General features: G+C 69.2%; 18 protein-coding genes. 6 read left to right on the top strand and 12 right to left on the bottom strand.

Translation table 11 applies throughout. The features are described from left to right. Positions 1–130: 130 nt before the first annotated feature. The 3 genes from meaB to ACE11G_RS08920 are packed head-to-tail and all read right to left on the bottom strand — an operon-like array spanning position 131 to position 5294. Positions 131–1150 carry a methylmalonyl Co-A mutase-associated GTPase MeaB gene (gene meaB / locus ACE11G_RS08910; protein ID WP_375001874.1) on the bottom strand — a complete coding sequence of 340 codons (1020 nt, stop codon included), beginning with the start codon at positions 1148–1150 and terminating at the stop codon, positions 131–133. Next, positions 1147–3393: a methylmalonyl-CoA mutase gene (scpA, locus tag ACE11G_RS08915; RefSeq protein WP_045540130.1), complete on the bottom strand. Its 2247-nt coding sequence runs from the start codon at positions 3391–3393 to the stop codon at positions 1147–1149. The genes meaB and scpA overlap by 4 nt, the downstream gene beginning before the upstream one ends. Next, positions 3390–5294, bottom strand: coding sequence for a methylmalonyl-CoA mutase family protein (locus ACE11G_RS08920; RefSeq protein ID WP_278127323.1), 1905 nt, complete (start codon positions 5292–5294; stop codon positions 3390–3392). Before ACE11G_RS08920 ends, scpA begins: the two co-directional genes overlap by 4 nt. Before the next feature lie 114 nt (positions 5295–5408). On the opposite strand from ACE11G_RS08920, the gene ACE11G_RS08925 reads away from it, so the two are divergent. From ACE11G_RS08925 to ACE11G_RS08935, 3 genes are all read left to right on the top strand, one after another. Then, the gene (locus ACE11G_RS08925; RefSeq protein WP_375001877.1) at positions 5409–6179 is read left to right on the top strand and encodes a TVP38/TMEM64 family protein; all 771 of its coding nucleotides are present in this window, start codon (positions 5409–5411) and stop codon (positions 6177–6179) included. 77 nt (positions 6180–6256) lie between these two features. Continuing rightward, positions 6257–6859, top strand: a complete 603-nt coding sequence (locus ACE11G_RS08930) for a hypothetical protein (RefSeq protein ID WP_278127321.1) — start codon at positions 6257–6259, stop codon at positions 6857–6859. Further along, complete coding sequence (locus ACE11G_RS08935; RefSeq protein WP_278127320.1) at positions 6856–7413, top strand: hypothetical protein; 558 nt, start codon at positions 6856–6858, stop codon at positions 7411–7413. Before ACE11G_RS08930 ends, ACE11G_RS08935 begins: the two co-directional genes overlap by 4 nt. A 4-nt stretch (positions 7414–7417) precedes the next feature. Here the strand turns inward: ACE11G_RS08935 and ACE11G_RS08940 are convergent, their stop codons facing one another. After that, a complete protein-coding gene (locus ACE11G_RS08940) occupies positions 7418–8215 on the bottom strand; it encodes a serine/threonine protein kinase (protein WP_278127319.1) in 798 nt (265 codons plus the stop codon). A gap of 83 nt (positions 8216–8298) precedes the next feature. Here ACE11G_RS08940 and ACE11G_RS08945 point away from each other — a divergent pair, with 83 nt between their 5' ends. After that, a complete protein-coding gene (locus ACE11G_RS08945; RefSeq protein ID WP_062367529.1) occupies positions 8299–9123 on the top strand; it encodes a DUF3097 domain-containing protein in 825 nt (274 codons plus the stop codon). A 7-nt stretch (positions 9124–9130) separates the two neighbouring features. Here the strand turns inward: ACE11G_RS08945 and ACE11G_RS08950 are convergent, their stop codons facing one another. The 8 genes from ACE11G_RS08950 to ACE11G_RS08985 all read right to left on the bottom strand — a co-directional run bounded on the left by ACE11G_RS08950 (position 9131) and on the right by ACE11G_RS08985 (position 17399). Beyond that, entirely contained in the window at positions 9131–10186 is a 1056-nt protein-coding gene (locus tag ACE11G_RS08950; protein ID WP_006894889.1) for a ferrochelatase, read from the bottom strand. 1 nt (position 10187) lies between these two features. Next, entirely contained in the window at positions 10188–11021 is an 834-nt protein-coding gene (inhA, locus tag ACE11G_RS08955; RefSeq protein WP_006894888.1) for an NADH-dependent enoyl-ACP reductase InhA, read from the bottom strand. Positions 11022–11080: 59 nt separating this feature from the next. Beyond that, positions 11081–11815: a 3-oxoacyl-ACP reductase FabG1 gene (gene fabG1 / locus ACE11G_RS08960; RefSeq protein ID WP_006894887.1), complete on the bottom strand. Its 735-nt coding sequence runs from the start codon at positions 11813–11815 to the stop codon at positions 11081–11083. A gap of 16 nt (positions 11816–11831) precedes the next feature. Further along, positions 11832–12824 (bottom strand): VWA domain-containing protein, encoded by a 993-nt coding sequence (locus ACE11G_RS08965; protein WP_006894886.1) that lies wholly within the window; start codon positions 12822–12824, stop codon positions 11832–11834. Beyond that, positions 12824–13762 carry a DUF58 domain-containing protein gene (locus ACE11G_RS08970; RefSeq protein ID WP_045539268.1) on the bottom strand — a complete coding sequence of 313 codons (939 nt, stop codon included), beginning with the start codon at positions 13760–13762 and terminating at the stop codon, positions 12824–12826. Before ACE11G_RS08970 ends, ACE11G_RS08965 begins: the two co-directional genes overlap by 1 nt. Continuing rightward, a complete protein-coding gene (locus ACE11G_RS08975) occupies positions 13749–14957 on the bottom strand; it encodes a MoxR family ATPase (protein WP_156150489.1) in 1209 nt (402 codons plus the stop codon). Before ACE11G_RS08975 ends, ACE11G_RS08970 begins: the two co-directional genes overlap by 14 nt. 80 nt (positions 14958–15037) lie before the next feature. Then, the gene (locus tag ACE11G_RS08980) at positions 15038–16468 is read right to left on the bottom strand and encodes an NlpC/P60 family protein (protein ID WP_081598057.1); all 1431 of its coding nucleotides are present in this window, start codon (positions 16466–16468) and stop codon (positions 15038–15040) included. Positions 16469–16781: 313 nt separating this feature from the next. Continuing rightward, positions 16782–17399, bottom strand: coding sequence for a DUF6676 family protein (locus ACE11G_RS08985; protein WP_062367492.1), 618 nt, complete (start codon positions 17397–17399; stop codon positions 16782–16784). Positions 17400–17672: 273 nt separating this feature from the next. Between ACE11G_RS08985 and acnA the strand changes: the two genes are divergently transcribed. Both acnA and ACE11G_RS08995 read left to right on the top strand, forming a co-directional pair. Further along, positions 17673–20471 carry an aconitate hydratase AcnA gene (gene acnA / locus ACE11G_RS08990; RefSeq protein WP_006894881.1) on the top strand — a complete coding sequence of 933 codons (2799 nt, stop codon included), beginning with the start codon at positions 17673–17675 and terminating at the stop codon, positions 20469–20471. A 3-nt stretch (positions 20472–20474) separates the two neighbouring features. After that, positions 20475–21047, top strand: a complete 573-nt coding sequence (locus tag ACE11G_RS08995; RefSeq protein ID WP_006894880.1) for a TetR/AcrR family transcriptional regulator — start codon at positions 20475–20477, stop codon at positions 21045–21047. The last annotated feature ends 158 nt before the right edge of the window (positions 21048–21205 follow it).

Genomic DNA, 21205 nt, shown 5'->3' on the forward strand with positions numbered 1-21205 from the left:
GTCGTCTAAGCGCAAGCTCAGAGACTTAAGTTGCCAGAGATCAAGCATTCAGGCTTGAACAGCGATGAGGGCGGTCTAACAATGAGGGAGTCTCACCTGAGAATAGGGTGCGACCGACGCGCGGCGCGGGTCAGAAACCCGCGGCCCCCGCGATCCGCTCGGCTCCGAGAGTCGGAGTCAGCGTGCCCGAGAGCACTCCGGCCTCCACTTCGCGCCGTACCGCACGGACGGCCGGGTCCTCCTCGAGGCGATTGAGCATCGCCTCGCGCACCATGCTCCACATCCAGTCCACCTGCTGTTGCGCTCGGCGCCTCTCGAACTGTCCGGCGGCCGAAAGCGTCTCCCGGTGCCGCAGGATCGCCTCCCAGTACTCGTGAACGCCGGTGTTCTCCAGCGCGCTCATCGTCAGCACCGGCGGATGCCACAACACGTCGTGGGGATAGATCAGCCCCAGCGCATTGCGCAGTTCGCGGGCGGCGCCCCGCGCCTCGTTGATGTGTTTGCCGTCGGCCTTGTTGACGACCACGATCTCAGCGAGTTCGAGGACACCCTTCTTGATGCCCTGCAGCGAATCGCCCGTTCGCGCCAGAGTGAGGAAGGTGAACACGTCGACCATGTTCGCGACGCTCACCTCCGACTGCCCCACCCCGACCGTCTCGACGAGCACGACGTCATAGCCCGCCGCCTCGACGAGCACGATCGTCTCGCGCGTCGCCTTCGTCACGCCGCCGAGGGTCCCCGAACTCGGGGACGGGCGGATGTAGGCCTCCTCCGCCGCGGACAGCCGGCCCATCCGGGTCTTGTCACCGAGGATCGAACCGCCGGTGCGGGTGGACGAGGGGTCGACCGCCAGCACGGCGACCCGATGCCCCAACTCGATGAGATGCATGCCGAGGGCCTCGATGGTCGTCGACTTGCCGACACCGGGCACGCCCGTGATTCCCACGCGGAACGACTTGCCCGCGTGCGGCGTCAGGTTCAGCAGGAGTTGCTGTGCCGCCGCCCGGTGATCCGGCCGGGCCGATTCGACGAGCGTGATGGCGCGCGCCAATTGGGCTCGGTTTCCCGACAGGACGCCCTCGGTCAGCGCGTCGACGTCGATCCGGCGGCCCGCCGGGCGGTCGGCCCGGCGGGGCTGCGCGTCGCTCATTCCGCTGCTGCAGCCAGTTCCAGGCCCAGCTGATCGGCCAGCTTCCGGATCAGATCCACCGCACTGTCGGCGATGACCGTTCCCGGCGGGAAGATCGCCGCGGCCCCGGCCCGGTACAGCTCGTCGAAATCGCCCGGGGGAATGACGCCGCCGACGACGATCATGATGTCGTCACGGCCGACGTCGGCCAGTGCCTTCTTCAGCGCAGGCACCAGCGTGAGGTGGCCGGCCGCCAGGGACGAGACACCGACGACGTGCACGTCGTTGTCCGCGGCCTGGGCGGCGACCTCCTCCGGAGTGGCGAACAGCGGGCCCACGTCGACGTCGAAGCCGAGGTCGGCGAAGGCGGTGGCGATCACCTTCTGTCCGCGATCGTGGCCGTCCTGGCCCATCTTCGCGACCAGCACGCGGGGGCGTCGGCCCTCGGCCTCGGCGAAGGCGTCGACGACGGCCATCGCCTCATCGATGTTGCTCACGGATTCACCTGCCTCGTTGCGGTACACGCCGCTGATGGTCCGGATCTCCGCCTGGTGACGGCCGAAGACCTTCTCCATCGCATCGGAGATCTCGCCGCCGGTGGCCCCGTGGCGAGCGGCGTCGATGGCCAGCGCCATCAGGTTGTTGTCGAGGTCGCTGCCGCCGGGCTCGGCGGCCGCGCGCGTCAGGTTCGCCAGCGCCGCCTCCACGGCCGACGAGTCCCGCTCGGCGCGCAGCTTCTCGAGCTTGGCGAGCTGTTCGGCCCGTACCTTGGAGTTGTCGACCTTGAGGACCTCGATCTCCTCGTCCTCGTCGACGCGGTACTTGTTGACGCCGACGAGGGGCTGCTGCCCGGAGTCGATGCGCGCCTGCGTGCGTGCGGCGGCCTCCTCGATGCGCAGCTTCGGCAGACCCTCGTTGATGGCCTGCGTCATACCGCCGGCCTCTTCCACCTCGGCGATGTGTGCGCGCGCCTTCTCCGCCAGCTGGTGCGTGAGCCACTCGACGTAGTTGGAGCCGGCCCACGGGTCGATGGGCCGCGTGGTGCCCGACTCCTGCTGAAGCAGCAGCTGGGTGTTGCGGGCGATCCGTGCCGAGAAGTCGGTCGGCAACGCGATGGCCTCGTCGAGCGCGTTGGTGTGCAGCGACTGGGTGTGTCCCTGAGTCGCCGCCATCGCCTCGACACAGGTGCGTGCGACGTTGTTGAACACGTCCTGCGCGGTCAGCGACCAGCCGGAGGTCTGCGAGTGGGTACGCAGAGACAGGCTCTTGGCGTTGCGCGGCTCGAACTTCGCCACCAGCTCACTCCAGAGCAGGCGGGCGGCGCGGAGCTTGGCGACCTCCATGAAGAAGTTCATCCCGATGCCCCAGAAGAACGACAGCCGCGGAGCGAACTTGTCGATGTCCAGGCCCGCTTCCAGTCCCGCCCGGATGTACTCCACACCGTCGGCGAGGGTGTACGCGAGCTCCAGGTCGGCGGTCGCGCCGGCCTCCTGGATGTGATAGCCGGAGATGGAGATGGAGTTGAACTTCGGCATCTTGGCGCTGGTGTACGCGAAGATGTCCGAGATGATCCGCATCGAGGGCGTCGGCGGATAGATGTAGGTGTTGCGGACCATGAACTCTTTCAGAATGTCGTTCTGAATGGTTCCGGCCAGCTTCTCCGGCGGCACGCCCTGCTCTTCGGCGGCCACCACGTACAGCGCGAGGATCGGCAGCACGGCGCCGTTCATCGTCATCGACACCGACACATTGCCGAGGTCGATGCCGTCGAAGAGCTGGCGCATGTCGAGAATGGAGTCGATCGCCACGCCGGCCATGCCGACGTCACCGGCCACCCGGGGGTGGTCCGAATCGTATCCGCGGTGGGTCGCCAGGTCGAAGGCCACCGACAGACCCTTCTGGCCGGCGGCGAGATTGCGCCGGTAGAAGGCGTTCGACTCGGCGGCGGTCGAGAATCCCGCGTACTGGCGGATGGTCCACGGCTGGTTGACGTACATCGTCGGGTACGGGCCGCGGATGAAGGGCGCCGCACCCGGGATCGAATCGAGCGGGTAGCCGCCGTCCTCGGCGGCCGCGTCGCGGTCCGCGCGGGTGAACACCGGCTGCACGTCGATCTGCTCGGGCGTGCTCCAGGTGACCTGATCGGCCGTGTAGCCGTTGGCACGGGCGAGCGCCTCGGTCTGCGCCGCACCCGAACCCGCGGGCTCAACGGCGCGGTCGCCGGTCAGCGCGACATCGGCGAAGTTCGGAACTGTGTTGCTCATGCGGATACGCTCCCGCCGTCGGTCAGGTGGTCGAGAAGTTCGGTGAGGGTCGCGACCGCGTCGATGCCCACGCGCAGCGAGCCGTCACACCGGTCGGCGGCCTCCGGCCACTCACGATCGGGTCCGGCCAACAGCACGCGGTCGATTCCCGCCGCACGCGCCGCGGCCAGAGCCGCGGGACCGTCGCTCGCGTATCGCTTGGCCGTGCCGCACAGAACGGCGACCGTGGCGGCGTTCTCCGCAGCGAGGCCGGCGATCTGGTCGGGTTCGATCGGACCCGGATTGACTGCCGAGATCCCGCCCGCTGCAAGCAGATTCGCGACGAAAGTGGTGCGGCCGTTGTGCTCGGCGACACTTCCGAGCGGAAGCAGCAGGACGCTCGGGCGCGTCCGCTCCGCGTCGGCCCGGTCGCGGAGCGCCTCGAACTGTCGCGCCAAGCGAGCGAGCTTCGGCGTCGCCGTCGCGAGGTCGACGGTCTGCGCCGTGCCCGCCGGGCGGGCGGCCTCGTCCAGGTTCGGAAACTCGCTGACACCGGTGAGCGGCGCTGCGCGGTGCGCGACTCGCAGGTCGCGTGCTGCGAGGGACTCGGCGATCTGCTCGCCGATCCACCCGTCGGACAGGGCCGTCTGGTACCCGCCCCGGCGTTCGACCTCCGTGAAGACGTCCCATGCCGCCGCGGCGAGATCGGCGGTGAGCGACTCGACGTACCACGAGCCACCCGCCGGATCGAGAACACGGCCGAGGTTCGACTCCTCGAGCAGAAGCAGCTGGGTGTTGCGGGCGATCCGGTGGGAGAAGGACGCGCTGGAGGACCGTTCGCCCGCCGGAAGCGCGGCGTCGTAGCCGAGGACGGTCACCTGGTCGGCGCCGCCGACGCCGGCACCGAACGCCGCGACGGTGGATCGCAGCATGTTGACCCACGGGTCGCGCTGCGTCAGCATCGCCAGGTCGGTCACCGCGTGGGTCACGGCGGCACCGGCGTCCGGTTCGCCGAGCACGTCGGCCACCCGAGCCCACACGGTGCGCAGTGCCCGCAACTTGGCGATGCCGGCGAACTGGTCGTCGTCGACCGAGACCCCGAAGCTGATCTGTCCGAGCGCCTCGGCCCGGCTGCGGCCGGCCGCGACAAGGTCGCGGACATGTGCCACGGCCGCGGCCACCGAGAGCCCGAGTTCCTGCGGGTTGTTCGCTCCCGCCTGACTGAAGTCGGTGCCGTCGACCCGGAAGGCGCGTACTCCTTCCGGAGCGTCGGCGGCCAGCGCGGTCGCGGCGTCGACGTCGACGGTGGCCCGTTCGGAGAACTGCGCCGTGTACGGCGACAGCCCCAGGCTCTGCACGTTCGCGATCGTGGAGGGCGCGGCCTGCGGCGCCACGGGTGCCGCGACGCGAGCTTCCAGATACGCCCGAGCCGCCTCGATCCCCTCGGCGCCGGCGTCCAGGGTCACCGGCATCAGGTCGAGGTACACGCCGCGCAGTGCCGTGGCGATCCCGTCGGCGCCGATGCCGCCGTCCACCTTGAGCCACAGCCCGCTGGTCCCATTGCCCGCGGCGTCGAGAATCTGCTCGTTGACTTCCGCGGCGCTGCCGCCCTCGTCGCCGAAACGCTCGGTCACCCGCCAGCCGACGTTGACGTCGCGCACCGGATCGGCGCCGCGCACGAACGGGAACTGTCCGGGCAGTCCCGACTCGGCGACCTCGTCCTTCCGGGTGTAGAGCGGGCGGACCACGGTGCCGTCGCCCGTCGTGGTGGACAGCAGGGCCTCCGCGGTGTCGGGGAGTTCATCCGCCGAGACCTTGCGTGCCTTCGCCAGCACACCGGCGGCCGCTTCGGACCATTCGTCGTACGCCTGCCGCAGCGCGTCGGCGCCGCGCGGCGCCGCGGGGTCGTCACTTGCCGTCATCGGCTCGCCTACCTCCAAAGCTCGACCATCTGAAGTTTCGTCGTAGGGAACGATAACCGATCAAACGCTCGGGCGAACCTGGGGGATGTGATCTGACCCGTAAACTACTCCCTCGTGCGCATCAATTCACCGCGGTCCGCCGCTCCGGTCGAACAGCCGGTGTCCCTCGATGGCACGACCGCCGAGGCGCGCCGGGACCGGCCGGCCCGCAGGCGGACGGATGTCACCCGGACAGCGCTGATCCGCGGCGGGATCGTGATGGCCGCGGTGGTGGCGATACTGGTCGCCGCGTACTTCATCCCACTGCCGTCGATAGCGACCGCGCGCCTCTGGTCCGAATCGCTCGGGCCGTGGTTTCCGGCGCTGTTCTTCCTCGCCTACGCGGTGGTCCCGATCGGTCCGGTTCCCCGGACGGCGTTCACCGTCACGGCGGGTGTGCTGTTCGCGCCGGCTCTCGCCTTCGCCGGAGCGACGGTGTCGTCGACGATCGCCGCCGTCGCCGCCTTCCTGCTCGCGCGGCGGCTGGGACGGGAACGGGTCCGCCCGTACCTGCGCCATCCGGTGATCGCCACCGTGGAGTATCGCCTCGAGCGCCGCGGCTGGCTGGCGGTCGGGTCTCTGCGCCTGATCGCGGTGTGTCCCTTCTCACTGCTCAACTACCTCTCGGGGCTGTCGAGCATCCGACTCCTCCCCTACACGGCCGCGACCGTGATCGGGATGACTCCGGGCAACGCGGCGCTGATCTTCCTCGGCAATGCACTGACCGGGGAAGGCAGCCCGATCAGCCTGGTCTTCTCCGCGGTGCTGTTCTCCATCGGTGTCATCGGGTTGATCGTCGACACCCGCATGCCCGTCAACGGGTCGCAATCAAGCAAAAACACTTGATTATCCCAGTTTCAAGCCTTTATGCTTGATGGATTCGTCGCGCGCCCACGCCAAGCGGACTCACTCAGGAGGTGACCGTGTTCGTTCTGACCGCAGATCAACGGGGCAGCCGTACCGGACGCGATCGGGTGCCCGACGTGCTCGCCCGCTCCGGCCCGGGCATGATCCGACCGTTCGAGCGGACCGCGGGCGATGAAGTGCAAGCGGTGTTCGACTCCCCCGACCACTTGGCTGTGCTCGCCGTCGACCTCGCCGCCTCGGGCGACTGGAGCGTCGGCATCGGGGTGGGCACCCTGGAGGCTCCGCTGCCGCCGCAGACACGCGCGGGGCGCGGGCAGGCCTTCCTCGACGCGCGTGACGCCGTGGAGGCGGCGAAGAAGAACCGCTGGCATCTGTGCGTTCGCGGGGTCTCGCCGTGGTGCGATCATGCCCAGACCGCCGCGTGGCTCCTGCTCGACGTCCTGCTCGACCGCTCCGAGGCCGGTCGCGAGGCGGTGTCCCTCGTCGCCGCCGGGTCGAGCCAGTCCGCGGCGGCGGATGCCCTGGGCATTTCGCCGCAGGCCATGTCGCTGCGACTGCGGCATGCGCGCTGGGATGTGCAGCGTCCGGCGGAGGAGTTGTTCCGCCGACTGCTTCAGACCGCAGACGGCGTCAGCCCGCTGCCGGAGGTGAGTGAATGATCGCGATCATCGTCCTGCTACTGCTCGCGATCGCAGTGTCCGCGGGCACCTCGCTGGTTCGGCGCCGCCTCGTCGACGACCCCGAACGGTCCGACTCCGCCGTGCTGGCGACCGATGTGATCGCGGCGGCGGCGAGCGCGGCGCTCATCGCCGCGGCTGCCGTCGTCGCCGCGGTCGGCGCGCCGTCGTCCGGCGCCGGGCTGGTCGCCGTCCACGTCGTGGCGGTGATCGCCGCGGCGACCACCGGATCGAGCGCGGTCCGCGTCGTGCTGGTGCTCGGCGGGATCCCGACCCGGGCCGACAACCACGACGACGAACCCGAGGCACCGCTGCGCGGCGGCCGGATCATCGGCATGCTCGAACGCACGGCGGTGGCGGCGTCGCTGCTTCTCGCGTGGCCCGCCGGCATCGGGATCACCCTCGCGGTGAAGAGCCTGGCCCGGTTCTCCGAACTTCGCGCTCCGCGTGCCAGCGAACAGTTCATTCTCGGCACGTTCGCCTCTGTGCTGTGGGCGGCGGCGTTCGCGGGAATCGGCTGGCTGGCGGGCGTCTGAGCGGTCAGCCGGCGCGGAACCGATAATCGGCGATCAGTGTGTTCACCGCCGCCGACCGCGCTCGGCGTGCCAGCGCCGCCAGACCGCGCAACCGCTCGTCGGCGGTCGCCAACTGCGACCCGGAGTCGCCCAGCTCCCCCGTTCCCGTCAACGACACGATCGCGTCGATCTGCGCGGCGCTCGCCAGCACCCGGTCGACACGGGGATTGTCGTGCGGCGGCAGATCGATGGTCGACGCCGAGACCCGAGCGGCCAGCGCATCGCGCAGGTCGGCCGGCGAACCACGCCTGCCGCCGAGTGCGGCGATCGAGGTCGCGGCCTCGGCGACCGCGCTGCGCAGTTCGTACTCGACCTCCCCCAGCGGGCTGTCGGAGAGCAACGCCCGGACCGCCACGTCACGGTCGTAGCGCATCGACTGCCATCGGCAGCGCTCGGCCGTGCCGATCGGGACGAGCGCGAGCGCACGCATCGCTCCGGCGGCGGGCGTACTGGGACCTTCGGGTTCGCGGTCGTCGATCAGAATCACCTCACCCGCCGCCATCGCGGCATCGGTGGGGCGTCCCGGCGGCAGTCCCTGGGCATCTCCGGGCGCGGGCAGTCGCACGCACATCGCGTTGGCGCCCGACACCGCGCCGAGCAGGTCGAGGATGTCGCCTCCGGGGTCGAGCTCGTGCACCTGCGCGTAGTCGTGAAGGGTGTGCAGGACGTCGTCGGCCGAGCAGCGGCCGGCCTCACGCGCGGCCGCCCACACCGCCAACGCGCTCGCCGGCCACGACCGCAGCATCAGGGAGGAACTGGTCATCCAAGCCAGAATACTCGGCGACGAGGCGGTCACCGGAGCGTCGCGCGCGCCGATCCCGACGCCGGCCCCTACCCTTGGAATCCGTGTTCGATGATCGATACGGCCGCGACGTGCTGTCCTCGCCTCGCAAGACCAAGCCGAAGGCCCCCGAAGTGGCCGCCGAGCGCGATCTGGTGGTCGAAGACGCGGCGACCGGATTCTGCGGCGCCGTGGTGGGTCTGGAGAAGAGTTACGCCGGCGACATGGTCCGGCTCGAGGATCGCCGCGGGCGGACCCGCGTGTTTCACATGTATCCGGCCGCATTCCTCATCGACGGCAAGCCGGTGACTCTGGTCCGGCCTCGCGGGCGCGGCCCGGTCCAGCCCACGCGGACCGCCTCCGGCTCGCGCGCGGCGCCCAAGCAACGGGCCCGCACAGCGCGCGCCAGCCGCATCTTCGTGGAGGGCGTGCACGACGCCACGCTCCTGGAACGGGTCTGGGGCGACGACCTCCGGGGCGAGGGCGTCGTCGTCATCAGTCTCGACGGCCTCGACAACCTCGACGACGCGCTGGCCGACTTCGAGCCCGCACCGCATCGAAGGGCCGGTGTGCTGGTCGACCATCTGGTCGCCGGCACGAAGGAGGCCAAGCTGACCGCCGAGGTGGGTCCGCACGTCCTCGTCTGCGGCCACCCCTACGTGGATGTCTGGCAGGCCGTGAAGCCCGCGTCCGTCGGCATCGACGCCTGGCCGGTGATCCCGATGGGCACGGACTGGAAGACCGGCATCTGTTCCGAACTCGGCTGGGGCACACCGCAAGACGGTTGGCGGCGCGTTCTGGCGGGCGTGTCGAGTTTCCGGGATCTGGAAGTCCCGCTGCTGCGCAGCGTGGAAGAGCTGATCGACTTCGTGACGGTGGATCCGAGCTAGCCGGACATCACGGCCGGCTGCTCGGCCGCCGCGCGGGAACACAGCAGTCGGGCCGGCACAGCGCACCGTTGTCGCCACAGCCCATCGCGGTGACGTCTCCCCCGCCGTCCGCATACCGCTCGATCAGGTCGACGATCATCGAGAGGAAGACGGGGTCGGTGCCGACCGTCGGTACGCGCACGTATCCCATGCCGAGCTCGGCTGCCAGTTCCCTGGCCTCGGAGTCCAGATCCCAGATCACCTCGAGGTGATCGGAGACGAAGCCGATCGGCATCACCGCCACATCGGTGACGCCGCTCTCGCGCAGCTCTCGCAGGTGATCGCAGATGTCCGGCTCCAGCCACGGCACCTGCGGCGGACCGGATCGCGACTGCCACACCACGTCGTACTCCTGCAGGCCCACCGAGTGCGCCACCGCCGCGGCGGCGGCCTTCACCTGCAGCGAGTACAGGTGTCCGCCCTCGGCCGCGGGCCCGGCGTTCCGGTCGGCGGCCGCAGGAATCGAATGCGCGGTGAACACCACGCGTGGCGCCGTGCCGAAGGAACCCAGGGCCGTGCGCAGCGCATTCGCCGAGGCCTCGATGAACTTCGGCTCGGCGCTGAACTGCGGCAGCTTCCGCAGCACCAGCCCGGCGTCGTCCAGCCCCGTCGCCGACAGCGCTCCCGCGATGTCCTCGTGGTACTGCCGGCAGCCCGAATACCCGCCCCACGCCGAGGTGGGGAACACGAGTACCCGCCGGTGCCCGTCGTCGTACATCCGGCGGGTGGTGTCGGCGACGAGCGGATGCCAGTTGCGGTTGCCGAAGTAGATCGGCAGGTCCCGGCCACGTCGCCCCAGCTCGGCGCGCAGCGCCTCGATCATGTCGAGGTTGAGACGGTTGATCGGCGAGACCCCGCCGAAGTGCAGGTAGTGCTCCACCACCTCGTCGAGGCGTTCGCGCGGCACGCCGCGGCCGCGCGTGACGTTCTCGAGGAAGGGCCGCACATCCGCCGGCTTCTCCGGCCCGCCGAACGACAGGAACAGCAGCGCATCGAATGCGCCGCCGTCCTCCGATCCGTGCATCTCAGCCGAGGAAGTTCTCGGGGAACCAGGTGTTGTGGCTGGCTCCGCCGTCGACGTAGATGATCGATCCCGTGGTGCCCGGGAGGAAGTCCGACAGCACGGCGCACACACTAGTGCCCACCACGCCCGGGTCGTCGACGTTCCAGCCGATCGGCGAGGCTCCGTCCCAGTACTCGTTGAGCATGTTGAGCTTGCGCGCATCGTCGGTCGCGGTGCCGGAGATGGCCTTGGCCGCCAGCGTCTTGATCGGTCCGGCCGCCACGAGGTTGGAGCGGATGCGCTTGGCCTCCCCCACCTCGCGCGCCACGTAGCGGTTCACCGATTCGAGGGCGGCCTTCGCAACGCCCATCCAGTTGTAATCGGGCAGTGCCGTGCGCGGATCGAAGTCCATGCCGACGATCGAGCCGCCCTCGTTCATCACCGGCAGCGCGGCGCGGGCGAGCGAGGCATAGCTCCACGCGGAGATCTCGAACGACTTCGCGACGTCCGGGCCCGGCCCCTCGAGGAAGGGCAGCGCATCCGGGCCCATGAGCGTCTTGGGCGCGAACGCGATCGAGTGCACGAGACCGTCGATCCCCTGGGGCGCGAGCTCGCGCACCTTGTCGGCGAGGGCCCCGAGGCTCTCCTCGTCGGTGACGTCGAGCGGGATGGCCGGCGGCACCTCCTGCGGCAGCCGCTTGGCGATCCGGTCGATGAGGCGCAGCCGCTCGGGGATGCCCGTGATGATCACGGTGGCACCCTGCTCCTGGGCGACCTTGGCGGTGTGGAAGGCGATCGATGCATCGGTGATGATGCCGGTCACCAGAATGGTCTTGCCTGCGAGGATTCCGCTCACGAAAAGCTCCTGTGGGGGGTGAGTGAAGAAGTGTGGAAGGCGGCGCCGGTACCGGCTCGTCAGTGGCCCATGCCCATGCCGCCGTCGACCGGGATGACCGCACCGGTGATGTATCCGCCCTGATCGGACGCCAGGAAGCTGATGGCCGCCGCGACATCCTCGGGCTTGCCGGTCCGGCCCAGCGGAATGGCCTGCTTGGCCATCTCGATGTACCGGTCCTCCATCGCGGCGGTCATGTCGGTCTCGATGAATCCGGGAGCGACGACGTTCGCGGTGATGTTCCGCGACCCGAGTTCGCGCGCGATGGAGCGAGCCAGGCCGATCAGGCCGGCCTTCGACGCCGCATAGTTGGCCTGTCCCGGGATGCCGGAGGTGGCCACCACCGAGCCGAGGAAGATCATGCGACCGAACCGCGCGCGCTGCATCCCCTTGGTCGCGACCTTCGCGCAGCGGAAGGCACCGGTCAGATTGGCGTCGATGACCTTCTCGAAGCTCTCTTCGCTGAGCCGCATGAGCAGCATGTTGTCGGTGATGCCCGCATTCGCGACCAGCACCTCCACCGGCCCCTGATGCTCAGCGACCTCGGCGAAGGCCCGCTCCACCGACTCGGTGTCGGTCACATCGCACTGCACGCCGAACAGGCCCTCGGGCGCCCCCGAGCCGCGGTGGGTCACCGCCACCTTGTGCCCGTCGGCGGCCAGACGCTGCGCGACGGCCAGGCCGATGCCGCGGTTGCCGCCGGTGACGAGCACCGAGCGCGGGGTCTGGGCGGGAATCGATGAATGCTCTGCCATGGTTGATCAACCTATCTCAGGGGAGGCGCCGGTTCAGGAGCAGGGCGGCGAATGTGCCTGCGACCGCCAGCAGCGTGCCCGCGATCAGCCAGGGCCTCGAATTGTCGCCGCGTTCACGCTCGTAACCGATCTGTTTCTGCAGCGTGGAGTACACCTTGTTCAGTTCGTCGAGGCTCGAGGCGGTGAAGAACTCGCCGCCGGAGAGGTTCGCGATCTTCCGCAGCGATTCGTCGTCGACCGGGACCGGCACCCGCTCCACGCCTCCGCCGGGAGTTTCGAGATCGACGGTGCCGGTCAGGGTTCCGAAGGAGATGGTCGACACCGGAATGCCCTCCTCCTTGGCCTTGCGCGCGGCGGTGAAGCCGCCCCGGGGGTCGTCCGGGCTCTCGGGGACGGTCTGCTTGCCGTCGGAGAGGAGGACGATCCGTGCCGGTGGAGCACCCTCGGGCCCGCCCAGCACCGCGTTCAGTGTCTGGATCTGCTGCAGCGCCGCGAAGATGCCTTCTCCGGTCGCCGTCTTGTCAGCGAGTTTGAGCCGGTCCAGCGCGTTCTTGGTCGCGGCGTGGTCGGGTGTCGGCGAGACGAGGGTCGACGCCGTGCCCGCGAACGAGATGAGCCCGAGATTGACTCCGTCGGTGAGTTCGTCGGCGAACCGTTTACCTGCGGCCTGAGCCGCTTTGAGCCGCGACGGCGCCACATCGGTGGACTTCATCGAATTCGACACGTCGACGACGAGCATGACCGTCGCACGGTTGCGCGGCACGTCGCGCTCGGCCATCGGTCCGGCCATCGCGATCGTCAGCAGCACCAGACCGGTCAGCAGCACCGCGACCGGCACATGGCGGAAGCGGTCCTGGTTCTTCGGAGTCACCGACCGCAGGAGGTCGAGGTTCGCGAAGGCGAGCGCCCGCGCCCGCCGCCGTCGCATCACGTAGACATAGGCGACGATCAACGCGACCACCAGCAGCGTGGAGAACAGCCACCAGGGGTGGGCGAACAGATCGCTCATCAACGCACCCCCGCCGCCATCGTCCGGCGGCGCATGCCGACGAAGCGGACGGTGTCGGCGATCCAGTCACGGTCGCTGCGCAGGGACAGCACCGGGCCGCCCGCGCTGCGGAAGGTCCGCAGCACCTCGGCCCGGTGTTCGGCGGCGGCCCGCGCGTAGTCGGCCCGCACCTGCGCGGTGACGTCGACGTCGACCACCTCACCGGATTCGGCGTCCCGGAGCGTCACCGGTCCCACCGGCGGCAACTCCACATCACGCGGGTCGAGCACCTCCACGCCCAGCAGGTCGTGATGCGCGCCGATCGCGCGCAGCGAGCGGGCCCAGTCGATCTCGCCGAGGAAGTCGCTCACGACCACCGCCAGTCCGCGCCTGCGCAACGGGCGGCGCAACGCCTCCAGTCCGGCGTTCAGATCGCCGCGCACTCCCGGAGCGCTCCGCCGAGTGGTCGCGATCGCCTTCAGCAGGGCCTGGTCGTGAGCGCGGCCGGCGCGAGCCGGTATCCGCACCACGTCGTCGCCCGTCACGATGATCGCGCCGTGCCGATTACCGCCACCCGCCGTCAGATGCACGATCGCGGCCGCCGCGGCGATCGCGATGTCGCGTTTGGCCCGCCCGACGGTCCCGAAGTCGAGGCTGGCCGAGGCGTCGACCACGAACCACGTCTCCAACTCCCGGTCGGCGATCATCTGCCGTACATGCGGCGTCCCGGTGCGGGCGGTCACCGACCACTCCATCCGCCGGATGTCGTCGCCGGGCTGATACTCGCGCGCCTCGCCCGGTTCGGAACCCGGTCCGGGGATCAGGCCCAGATGCTCGCCCTGCAGCACACCGTCGAGCTTGCGCCGGACGGTGAGCTCGAGAGACTTCAGCGCAGCCGTCAGCTCGGGGTCGGTCAGTGTTCCCGCCGCGAACGACGGCAGCCCGTCAGTGGCCGGCATTGCCCGGCTGAACCGTCGGCGACTGCTGGGCGGCCGGGGCCTGCGCCGCGGGAGCCTGCGGACCCGACTGCTGCTGGACGTGCGGCTGCTGCACGGGTTGCTGCGCCGCATGCGGCTGCTGGACCGGCGGGCTCTGGACCGGCTGGGCCGGCGCCGCGGAGACCTGCGGGAGACCGATGGTCTGCAGCACCCGAGTGATGATGTGATCGGGCGACACCTCGTCCGCCAGCGCGTCGTACGACAGCACGAGGCGATGCCGCAGGACGTCGGGAATCACCTCGACGACATCCTGCGGGATCACGTAGTCGCGCCCGTGGATCAGCGCGAGGGCGCGAGCGGCGGCGACGATGCCGAGCGTCGCGCGCGGGGACGCACCGTAGGCCAGCCACTGGTCGACCTCGCCGAGCCCGACCTCCGCGGGCCGCCGGGTGGCGTTGATGACCCGGACCACGTAGTCGACGAGCGCATGATGAACGAAGACGTTGGCCGCGAGCTGCTGCAGTCGGATGGTCGCCGCCGGGTCGAGGATCTGCGACGCCGTCGGCGGGACGTTGCCCATCCGATAGACGATCTCGCGCTCCTCCTCCACCGACGGGTAGTCGACGAGGACCTTGAACAGGAAGCGGTCGCGCTGCGCCTCCGGCAGCGGATAGACGCCCTCGTTCTCGATGGGGTTCTGCGTCGCCATCACCAGGAACGGATCGGGCATGGGGTAGGTGGAGCCGCCGATCGACACGTGCCGCTCGGCCATCACCTCGAGCAGCGCCGACTGCACCTTGGCCGGGGCGCGGTTGATCTCGTCGGCCAAGACGAAGTTGGCGTCCACCGGGCCGAGCTCGGTGTCGAACTCCTCGCGTCCCTGCCGGTAGATGCGAGTACCGATCAGGTCGGAGGGCACCAGGTCGGGAGTGAACTGCACGCGGGAGAAGCTGCCGCCGATCACCGTGGCGAAGGTCTCGACCGCCAGCGTCTTCGCGACGCCGGGCACCCCCTCGAGCAGGATGTGGCCGCGGGCCAGCAGACCGGTGAGGATGCGCTCGACCAGCTTGTCCTGGCCGACGATCACCCGCTTGACCTCGAACAGAGCGCGTTCGATCAGTTTCGCGTCTTCCGGGGTGAAAGACAGTGTCCCGGCGGCGGATCCCTCCGTCGCCGCGCCGCTGCGGTCCTGTCCGCTGCTGCCTGTTGAAGTCAAGCCGATGCTCCTACCGGTCGAGGCCTGCGATGTACCGACACCCACACTAGCGGGCGGGGAGTATCGGGACCGCGCACGTGTCAGAGGAGCCGGACCACGTACGGCATGGCGCCCGCGGTCCGCACCGGCGAGATCTTCACGACGTCGCCGGACTGCGGCGCCTCGATCATGGTCCCGTCACCGAGGATGAGCGCCACGTGCTGGCTGGCGTTGGGCCCGTAGAAGATCATGTCGCCGCGCCGCATCTGCGACAGCGGCACCTGCGGTCCCGAGGTGTACTGGTAGCCGGTGTAGTGCGGAAGGTCGATGCCCACTCCCGCGAAGCCGTAGATCATCAGACCCGAGCAGTCGAAGCCGACCTTGCGGTAATCGCCGTAGCTGTCGGCGACGCCGCCGTCGCGGATGCCGAGGGTGGGGCCGTTCGCGTCGCCGCCGCCCCAGGCGTACGTGACGCCCAGCTGCGACTTCATCCGGTTGACCACGAGTTCGACGGCCGCCGGGCCGCGCAGCCCGGGCTGCGAGGGCCCTCCGCCACCGCCGGGGACCCCGGACTCGGGATTGGTCAGCAGCGGACCGAGCGAGCCGTTCTGGAGTCGGCCGTAGGTGCTGTCCTGGCCCTCACCGAACGGATACGACCCGCCGATGCCGAGCAGATCGAACAGTTCCGAATGCGGAATCTGGAGTTTGCCGATGGCGCCGGCCAACAGCGCCTGACCGGTCTCCATCGCGAGCTTCGCGGCCGCCTGGGCGGCCTGGGCCACCAGATCATCGCCCTCCACGGGCTTGGCCGGAATGCGGTCGAGCACCTTGCCCGCCACGTCGGCGACGGTGCCCGGCGAGGCCTGGGCGTCCACCTCGCTCTTGGGGGCCGACTTGCGCAGCTTCTCGAGCTTCGACGCCAGCGACGTGCGCTGGGAGACCAATTCGTTGCGTTTGGTCTGCTGAGTGCGGACCGCGTCCTGGGCGGCCTTGACCGCGGCGATCGCCTCATCGCGCCGGGCCGACGCGTCCTTGGCGGCCATCGCCGTCTGCTGGCGGGTGGCCTCGGTGGCCGCCACCCGGTTGGCCTGCTGGTTGCGTGCCACCTGGAGTTTGCGAATGGTCGCCTGCTGCTGTCGCGTGACCTGGTCGACGGCAGACATCTGGTCCAGGACCTTCTCCGGATCGTCGGACGCGACGTACTTGGTCATCGCCCCGCGATTGTTGCCCTGCCGGTACACCGACCGGACGAAGGCGTCGAAGTCCTTCTGCGCAGCCTCGACCTTCGCGCTCACCTCGCCGAGCGAATCCTTGGCGCTTCGGCTGGCCGCGGCTGCGACCTGCTGAGCCGCGAGCGCGTTCTGGAAGTCCACCAGCGTGCGGTTGACGTTCTCCTGCTTCGCCGCGACCGCGCTCGCGAGGTCGGACAGATTCTGATCGACGTCGGCGATCTGGTTGATCAGCGATGCCACGGGATTGGCGTTGTTGGGGTCACCGAGGGCCGGACCGGCTCCGAGAACGCTCACGAGCATCACGGCACCCACGGTGGTACCTCGCGCCGCCCAACGTGCGCCGTTCTTAGCTGGCTTCAAGTCGAGAACTCCCTCGCAACATCTATCCCCCGTGCACCATAAAGTGTCTTCTGCACCGTACGTCACATCAGTCTCTGTGAGAACCTGAAGCCCTGAATTACAAATAGGTGATTACCTGCGGAAACACGCGTCAGCAGCGCAAAGACGGAACCTTAGAGTCCTGTCACAGTTGGATAACGCACGAATCGTGACGCGTCAGAAGAAAGCGGCGTCCGCGACGAGCGCGGACGCCGGACGGCGGGACCCCGAGGGGTCAGTCAGTCCCGGCCGGACGGCGGCCGTCAGGATCCTCGTCGCCCTCCGCAGTCGCCGGGCCGGAGGCGTCGCCGTTCTGCCCGACCGCGGCCGGCTCCGCCGTCGTCCGCCGGCGCTTCATCCGCCAGCGGGCGATCACCGCGCCGATCACCACGAGGACGATGAGGCCGATGGTGACGCCGTTCCAGTTCACGTTGGGATCGACGGCCTTGTGGTACATCTGCGCGGCGGCCTGGGAGGCCGTGGCCCCCTTGGAGACGTCGTTCGAGGCGTCTTCGAGCTGAACTCGGCTGAACTCGTCGGACGCGGTGCCGCTGCCGGACGGGCCGAAGACCAGCACCGTCCCGCCGACCTCCGACTGCAGGTGGGTCGCGATGTCCCGGTAGGCGGTGAACTTCGGGTACGACTGGTCCAGTACCACCACGTGCAGGCTGTGCCCGTCGGCCGCCGCCTGCTTCACCAGCTGCTTGAGCGCGGGCTGCTGGTCGGCGGGGGCCCACACTCCGGAGCCGGTGAGCGCGTCGGTGATCGCAGCCATGTCGAGGTTCGACCACACGTCGGCCGGCGGCTGGGACGCGGGCTCGGCGAGAACGAACGCGGATGGGCCCGGATTCATCAGATGTGGCTCCCTGAACGGTTGCTGACTCGACATGGCGGGGTGCGCGCAGAAGCCGGCTGGCCGCTGGCGACGGGTGGCACTCGGCGCCCAGGATACGACAGCCGCACGCCGATACGGCCGAGCGACCCGTACCGCCCAACCAGTACGCGCGTACTGCTATGCTGGAGAGGTAGCACCGCGGCCGCAGCCCGCCGCATGCTGCGACGCTTCTGACGAACTCCCGTCGGCGCAGCCCGTCGGCGGAACTTGCACGAAACGAGTGGAGCACACGTGAGCATCAATTCCTTTGACTCCCGCGGCACCCTGCAGGTCGGTGAGAACTCCTACGAGATCTTCCGCCTGTCGGCAGTGCCCGGCACCGAGAAGCTGCCGTACGCGCTGAAGGTCCTCGCCGAGAACCTCCTGCGCACCGAAGACGGCGCCAACATCACCGAAGATCACATCAACGCCCTCGCGAACTGGGATCCGTCGGCCGACCCGAGCATCGAGATCCAGTTCACCCCGGCCCGCGTCCTGATGCAGGACTTCACCGGTGTGCCCTGCGTGGTCGACCTCGCCACCATGCGCGAGGCCATCACCGCCCTCGGCGGCGACCCCAACAAGGTGAACCCGCTCTCCCCCGCCGAGATGGTCATCGACCACTCGGTGATCCTCGACGTCTTCGGCCGCGCCGACGCCTTCGAGCGCAACGTGGAACTCGAGTACGAGCGCAACGGCGAGCGTTACCAGTTCCTCCGCTGGGGCCAGGGCGCCTTCGACGACTTCAAGGTGGTGCCCCCGGGCACCGGCATCGTGCACCAGGTCAACATCGAGTACCTCGCCCGCTCGATCATGGTCCGGAACGGCCAGGCGTACCCCGACACCTGCGTCGGCACCGACTCGCACACCACGATGGAGAACGGCCTGGGCGTCCTGGGCTGGGGCGTCGGCGGCATCGAGGCCGAGGCCGCGATGCTCGGCCAGCCGGTCTCCATGCTGATCCCGCGCGTCGTCGGCTTCAAGCTGACCGGCGAGATCAAGCCGGGTGTCACCGCCACCGACGTGGTGCTCACTGTGACCGACATGCTCCGTCAGCACGGTGTGGTCGGCAAGTTCGTCGAGTTCTACGGCAAGGGCGTCGCCGAGGTCCCCCTCGCCAACCGCGCCACCCTGGGCAACATGAGCCCCGAGTTCGGTTCCACCTGCGCGATCTTCCCGATCGACTCCGAGACCATCAACTACCTGCGCCTGACCGGCCGCGACGACGACCAGCTCGCGCTGGTCGAGGCCTACGCCAAGGAACAGGGCATGTGGCACGACCCGGACCACGAGCCGGCCTACTCCGAGTACCTGGAGTTGGACCTGGGCACCGTGGTCCCGTCGATCGCCGGCCCGAAGCGTCCGCAGGACCGCATCCTGCTGTCGGAGTCGAAGGTGGCCTTCCGCAAGGACATCCACAACTACGTCGAAGAGCAGCATCCCGCCGCGCACACGCAGCTCGACGAGGCCGTCGAGGAGTCGTTCCCGGCGTCCGATCCGGCCGCGCTGTCCTTCGCCGACGACGGAGCGGTGAAGGTCCAGTCGGCGGCCAACGGCGCCGAGGGACGCCCGAGCAAGCCGATCAAGATCGTCAGCGAGGAGCGCGGCGAGTTCGTCCTCGATCACGGCGCCGTCGCCGTCGCGGGCATCACCTCGTGCACCAACACCTCGAACCCGTCGGTCATGATCGGCGCCGGCCTCCTCGCCCGCAACGCGGTCGAGAAGGGTCTCACCAGCAAGCCGTGGGTCAAGACCAACATGGCCCCCGGTTCGCAGGTCGTCACCGACTACTACGAGAAGGCCGGCCTGTGGCCGTACCTCGAGAAGCTCGGCTTCTACCTCGGCGGTTACGGCTGCACCACGTGCATCGGCAACACCGGTCCGCTGCCGGAGGAGATCAGCAAGGCGGTCAACGACAACGATCTGACCGTCACCGCGGTCCTCTCGGGCAACCGCAACTTCGAGGGACGCATCTCCCCCGACGTGAAGATGAACTACCTGGCGTCGCCGCCGCTGGTCATCGCCTACGCGCTCGCGGGCACCATGGACTTCGACTTCGAGACCCAGCCGCTCGGCCAGGACACCGACGGCAACGACGTCTTCCTGAAGGACATCTGGCCGTCGGCCCAGGAGATCGACGACACCATCAAGACCGCCATCAGCCAGGACATGTTCCGCAAGTCCTACGCCGACGTCTTCGCGGGCGACGAGCGGTGGCGCGGACTGAGCACGCCGGAGGGCGACACCTTCGCGTGGGACGAGAAGTCCACCTACGTTCGCAAGGCACCGTACTTCGACGGCATGACCCCCGAGCCGGCGCCGGTCGAGGACATCAAGGGCGCCCGCGTCCTGGCGCTGCTGGGCGACTCGGTCACCACCGACCACATCAGCCCGGCCGGACCCATCAAGCCCGGCACCCCCGCCGCGCAGTACCTCGACGCCAACGGTGTGGCCCGCAAGGACTACAACTCGCTGGGCAGCCGTCGCGGCAACCACGAGGTGATGATCCGCGGCACCTTCGCGAACATCCGCCTGCAGAACCAGCTGCTGGACGGCGTCTCGGGCGGTTACACCCGTGACTTCACCCAGGAGGGCGGTCCGCAGTCGTTCATCTACGACGCCTCGGTCAACTACAAGAAGGCCGGCATCCCGCTGGTCGTCCTCGGCGGCAAGGAGTACGGCTCCGGCAGCTCGCGCGACTGGGCGGCGAAGGGCACGGTGCTGCTGGGTGTCAAGGCCGTCATCACCGAGTCGTTCGAGCGCATCCACCGCTCCAACCTCATCGGCATGGGCGTGGTCCCGCTGCAGTTCCCGGAGGGCGAGAGCGCCAAGACGCTGGGACTGGACGGCACCGAGGTCTTCGACATCGAGGGCATCACTGCGCTCAACGAGGGCGTGACCCCGAAGACGCTGAAGGTCACCGCGACCAAGGAGAACGGCGACAAGGTCGTCTTCGACGCCGTGGTGCGCATCGACACGCCCGGTGAGGCCGACTACTACCGCAACGGCGGCATCCTGCAGTACGTCCTGCGGAACATGATCAAGAGCTGATTCATGCCACGGGTCAGCGATGACCGTCTTGCCGCGCGTCGTCGAGAGATCCTCGACGGCGCGCGGCATTGTTTCGCCGAATACGGTTACGACGGAGCGACGGTCAAACGTCTCGAAGAGGCGACCGGCCTCTCCCGCGGTGCGATCTTCCACCACTTCAAGGACAAGGAAGCCCTGTTCTTGGCGCTGGCACGCGAAGACGCGGAGCGGATGGCCGAGGTCGCCTCGCACGAGGGTCTGGTCCAGGTGATGCGCGACATCCTCGCGCGGCCGAAGGACTTCGACTGGCTGAGCACGCGGCTGGAGATCGTGCGGAAGATCCGCACCGATCCCGGCTTCCGTGAGGCCTGGGAGGCGCAGAGCGCCGACCGCGAGGCCGCCACCCTCGCCCGCCTGGAGCGCAAGCGCCGTGCGGGCAGTCTCCGCAAGGACGTCCCCCCGGAGGTGCTCGTCACCTACCTGGACGTCATCCTCGACGGCCTGGTCACACGGTTGGCCTCGGGTCAGTCGACCGACGATCTGCATGCCGTCCTCGACCTCGTCGAGGCCTCGGTCCGCGTACCCGCGGGCGAGTGACCGGCGCAACGGGCCCGGACCTTCGACCGCCGAAGGTCCGGGCCCGTTGCTGTGCGCGGCCGTGGTGCTCATGACGTCCGTGCCCGTCGCGCCGACGGGCGTAATCGGCGGTACTCGGCACCCCCGACGTGTCCCATCTCACGCATGGGCTAGCCTTC

The sequence above is a fragment of the Gordonia sp. PS3 genome (assembly GCF_041950545.1).
Taxonomy (GTDB): Bacteria; Actinomycetota; Actinomycetes; order Mycobacteriales; family Mycobacteriaceae; genus Gordonia; species Gordonia sihwensis.

Excerpts from the sequence above, each read along its gene's own strand:
- meaB (WP_375001874.1), bottom strand. The coding sequence starts at position 1,150 with ATGAGCGACGCGCAGCCCCGCCGGGCCGACCGCCCGGCGGGCCGCCGG.
- scpA (WP_045540130.1), bottom strand. The coding sequence starts at position 3,393 with ATGAGCAACACAGTTCCGAACTTCGCCGATGTCGCGCTGACCGGCGAC.
- ACE11G_RS08920 (WP_278127323.1), bottom strand. The coding sequence starts at position 5,294 with ATGACGGCAAGTGACGACCCCGCGGCGCCGCGCGGCGCCGACGCGCTG.
- ACE11G_RS08935 (WP_278127320.1), top strand. The coding sequence starts at position 6,856 with ATGATCGCGATCATCGTCCTGCTACTGCTCGCGATCGCAGTGTCCGCG.
- ACE11G_RS08940 (WP_278127319.1), bottom strand. The coding sequence starts at position 8,215 with ATGACCAGTTCCTCCCTGATGCTGCGGTCGTGGCCGGCGAGCGCGTTG.
- ACE11G_RS08950 (WP_006894889.1), bottom strand. The coding sequence starts at position 10,186 with ATGCACGGATCGGAGGACGGCGGCGCATTCGATGCGCTGCTGTTCCTG.
- fabG1 (WP_006894887.1), bottom strand. The coding sequence starts at position 11,815 with ATGGCAGAGCATTCATCGATTCCCGCCCAGACCCCGCGCTCGGTGCTC.
- ACE11G_RS08965 (WP_006894886.1), bottom strand. The coding sequence starts at position 12,824 with ATGAGCGATCTGTTCGCCCACCCCTGGTGGCTGTTCTCCACGCTGCTG.
- ACE11G_RS08970 (WP_045539268.1), bottom strand. The coding sequence starts at position 13,762 with ATGCCGGCCACTGACGGGCTGCCGTCGTTCGCGGCGGGAACACTGACC.
- ACE11G_RS08980 (WP_081598057.1), bottom strand. The coding sequence starts at position 16,468 with ATGCTCGTGAGCGTTCTCGGAGCCGGTCCGGCCCTCGGTGACCCCAAC.
- ACE11G_RS08985 (WP_062367492.1), bottom strand. The coding sequence starts at position 17,399 with ATGAATCCGGGCCCATCCGCGTTCGTTCTCGCCGAGCCCGCGTCCCAG.
- ACE11G_RS08995 (WP_006894880.1), top strand. The coding sequence starts at position 20,475 with ATGCCACGGGTCAGCGATGACCGTCTTGCCGCGCGTCGTCGAGAGATC.